The sequence below is a fragment of the Mesorhizobium sp. P5_C1 genome (genome assembly GCF_054049815.1).
The window spans coordinates 1-3343 of sequence record NZ_JBFULQ010000576.1 but is presented as its reverse complement, the minus strand read 5'-3'; the positions used below and the strand labels follow the sequence as shown (position 1 = coordinate 3343).

Annotated in this window: 4 protein-coding genes; 3 read left to right on the top strand and 1 reads right to left on the bottom strand. The window is 61.0% G+C overall.

The annotated features are described in order from the left end of the window. Nucleotides 1–22 precede the first annotated feature (22 nt). A complete protein-coding gene (locus tag ACXJ7R_RS28140) occupies nt 23–655 on the bottom strand; it encodes a PAS domain-containing protein (protein ID WP_457154678.1) in 633 nt (210 codons plus the stop codon). A 390-nt stretch (nt 656–1045) separates the two neighbouring features. Between ACXJ7R_RS28140 and ACXJ7R_RS28135 the strand changes: the two genes are divergently transcribed. The 3 genes from ACXJ7R_RS28135 to gatB all read left to right on the top strand — a co-directional run. After that, complete coding sequence (locus tag ACXJ7R_RS28135; protein WP_457154677.1) at nt 1046–1807, top strand: rhomboid family intramembrane serine protease; 762 nt, start codon at nt 1046–1048, stop codon at nt 1805–1807. A gap of 89 nt (nt 1808–1896) precedes the next feature. Then, a complete protein-coding gene (locus tag ACXJ7R_RS28130; protein ID WP_184870665.1) occupies nt 1897–2328 on the top strand; it encodes a CBS domain-containing protein in 432 nt (143 codons plus the stop codon). A gap of 210 nt (nt 2329–2538) precedes the next feature. Then, a partial coding sequence (gatB, locus tag ACXJ7R_RS28125) for an Asp-tRNA(Asn)/Glu-tRNA(Gln) amidotransferase subunit GatB (RefSeq protein WP_457154676.1) occupies nt 2539–3343 on the top strand: 805 nt, incomplete at its 3' end.

The following is a 3343-nucleotide window of genomic DNA, read 5'->3' as shown; positions in this document are numbered from 1 at the left end:
CCGTTGCGGCGAGATTTGGCCCCTATTCCTCGCGTCCGCCATCGAAGACGACGAGATGGCGGATGCGGCGCGCGCGGCCAAGCGCCGATATCGTCTCGGGTGCCGCGAGTTCATCCGGAACCAGCGAAGGAACATCGATCGCCGGACGGTTGTTGAGAAGCTCCTTCTCCGGATCGATGACGCGAATCGAATCGATCAACGCGTCGGTGATCGGATCGGCACCCAGCCAGAAGGGCTTCTCCACGGCACTGATCACGCCCAGGCAGCGCGGATTTTCAACACCGCCGTCAAGCGGCAAGGCAAGCAGTTCGAACTTGTTGGTACGGCCGTTGCGGCTGAAACCCTCGAAGGCGATGAGCACGACCGACTTCTGGTCGAAGACGCCATGAATCAGCCTCGAGACGAGCCGCTGATCCTTCTCGCGCCACAGCGACGGAAAGGAGAACCCCTTGAGTTCGCGGCCATAATAGGCGCAAAGCCTGGTGCCGGCGAGCCGGAAGACGGCTTGTCCGCGCGTGTCCCTTTCCAGGATGAACGTATCGGCCAGCAGCGACTTGATGTCGGCCGGCTCGACCTCCGAACGCTTCGGGGCGGGGCGTCCGTCACGCAGGCGGTTCCAATATTGGAACAGCGTGATCGATCCGTTCTGGTTCATGCTATTCTGCTCCGCGCAATCTGTCGTCTGATGTCCCATCGGTGAACAGAAARGGCGCCCTCCGATGACCTACATGCGTTGCGGAGCAGGAAGCGTGCCAGCGTCGTTAACACTTGTTCACGGGTCGGGGCCGTTAAGGTTAACAACTGGTTGACGTTGCAGCGAGGCGGGCCCTATGGCACACAAAAACCACTCCAGAAGCGGTCGTTTCGCGACGATCGGCAGCACTTCAGTTAAGAGTTTTAGGGGGAGCAGGGGGCTCGACCGGCCGTTCAAGGGAAACCTTGAGCGGCTTTTTTTTGATTCGCGATGAGGCGATTCGCCGTTTGCGGTTCGTTCGGGGGTGATCTAGATGCTCGAACCCGAATCCCTGTTTGAGTGCAATTTCATATGAGCGAACCGGAAGGCCCCTCGGAAATCGAGCCGATCGAGGATGGAGCCGAACAACGGCGAGAGCCGGTGTTCAATCTGCCACCTGTCGTCCTGGCGGTGATGGGCATATGCGCGGTCGTCTACCTGTTGCAGCAGTACGTGCTAACCCAGGAACAGCAACTGACGCTGCTCTACGACGGGGCCTTCATCCCTGTTCTCTACACCGGCAAATACGGCTTCGACTGGTTCCTTTTCACCCGCCCGTTCACCTACGCCTTCCTGCATGGCAGCTTTGCCCATATTGCCATCAACATGGTCTGGCTCGCCGCTTTCGGTTCTCCATTGGCAAATCGCCTGGGGCCGCTCCGGTTTTCGCTGTTCTTTGCCGTGACCGGGCTGGCTTCGGTTGCGCTTTTCTGGGCCATGCATCCGTACGGAGAAGCGCCGCTGGTCGGGGCATCGGGCGCTATTTCCGGCATGATGGGCGCTGCCGCGCGTTTCGGTTTCCACACCCAGCGCTCGTCGGCCGGCAAGGCTGCCTTCGCCGGCCCCGTGCTGCCAATCGCCATCGTCCTGCGCTCGCGCGGCGTCGTGATCTTCCTAGCCGTGTGGATGATCATCAACCTCGCCACTGGCCTTCTCGGCTTTGCCCCCGGAATTGACGGCCAGATAGCCTGGGAGGCCCATATTGGCGGCTTTGTCGCCGGCTTCTTCGGCCTGCGCTGGTTCGACCGACCATGGCAGGCGCCTGAATGGGACACCACCGACCGCCGCACTTGAAATGCAACCGATGACGGCGCACCATGTTCACTCTTATGTGAAGCCGGTCAGGGCAGGAACCGGCAGGCAAAGCAGAGGAGGAGGACGCCATGACGGTTAAGGCAATTCTCGAGAAGAAAGGCCATGACGTGTTGACGCTCGGGCCGAACGAAAAGCTGAGCGAAGCCATCCGCATCCTGGCCGAACACAAGATTGGCGCGCTGGTCATCACCAATGGCGATCGCAAGATCGTCGGCATTCTTTCGGAGCGCGACATCGTGCGGGTGGTCGCCAGGGAAGGTGGAGCCGCGCTCGATATCGCCGTGCGCTCGGCGATGACGCCGAAGGTGAAGATCTGCAATGAGAACCACACCGTCAACGAGGTGATGGAGATCATGACCAAGGGCCGCTTCCGCCATCTGCCGGTGGAAAAGGACGGTATGCTCGATGGCATCGTGTCCATCGGCGACGTGGTCAAGCGCCGTATCGAGGACGTCGAGCGCGAGGCCGACGAGATCAGGGCCTACATCGCCACCGCTTGAGCGGTGAACGGAAACCGCCGGCCGGCGAACCGACCGGCGGAGCCGAGGTCTGGCTGTGGTCGATCCCGCTCGGGTTCGAGGCGGCTGAAAAGGCCAGGCCGTGGCTTTACGCTTGTCTCTTTTGGCGGTTTGCACTAGCGAATGACTTCCACGTTCGACGTGAAATTCACGTTCAAATGTGAGTTCAGTCACCGCAAGTCGCAGGCCATCATGACCCTCATCGACACCCGTACCCCCGATGCAAAACGCCTGATCCCCGGCGCCACCGGCGACTGGGAGATCATCATCGGGCTCGAGGTCCACGCTCAGATCACCTCGGAGGCAAAGCTGTTTTCCGGCGCCTCGACCGCTTTCGGTGCTGCGCCCAATGCCAATGTCAGCCTCGTCGATGCGGCCATGCCGGGCATGCTGCCTGTCATCAACGAGGAATGCGTCAAGCAGGCGATCCGCACCGGCCTTGGCCTGAAGGCGCAGATCAACCACAAGTCCGTCTTCGACCGGAAGAATTACTTCTATCCGGATCTGCCGCAGGGCTATCAGATCTCGCAGTTCAAGCAGCCGATCGTCGGCGAGGGCACCGTGATCGTCTCGGTCGGTCCGGATCGTCAGGGCGAGTTCGAGGACATCGAGGTCGGCATCGAGCGGCTGCACCTGGAGCAGGATGCCGGCAAGTCGATGCACGACCAGCATCCGACCATGTCCTATGTCGACCTCAACCGCTCCGGCGTGGCGCTGATGGAGATCGTCTCCAAGCCGGACATGCGCTCGGCCGATGAAGCCAAGGCCTATGTCACCAAGCTGCGCACCATCGTGCGCTATCTCGGCACCTGCGACGGCAACATGGATGAAGGCTCGATGCGCGCCGACGTCAACGTCTCGGTGCGCAAGCCGGGCGGAGAGTTCGGCACGCGCTGCGAGATCAAGAACGTCAACTCGATCCGCTTCATCGGCCAAGCCATCGATTATGAGGCACGCCGGCAGATCGCCATTCTCGAGGATGGCGGCAAGATTGATC

Bases quoted from the DNA above. Each gene is read 5' to 3' on its own strand.
- ACXJ7R_RS28140 (WP_457154678.1), bottom strand. From the start codon at position 655: ATGAACCAGAACGGATCGATCACGCTGTTCCAATATTGGAACCGCCTG.
- ACXJ7R_RS28135 (WP_457154677.1), top strand. From the start codon at position 1,046: ATGAGCGAACCGGAAGGCCCCTCGGAAATCGAGCCGATCGAGGATGGA.
- ACXJ7R_RS28130 (WP_184870665.1), top strand. From the start codon at position 1,897: ATGACGGTTAAGGCAATTCTCGAGAAGAAAGGCCATGACGTGTTGACG.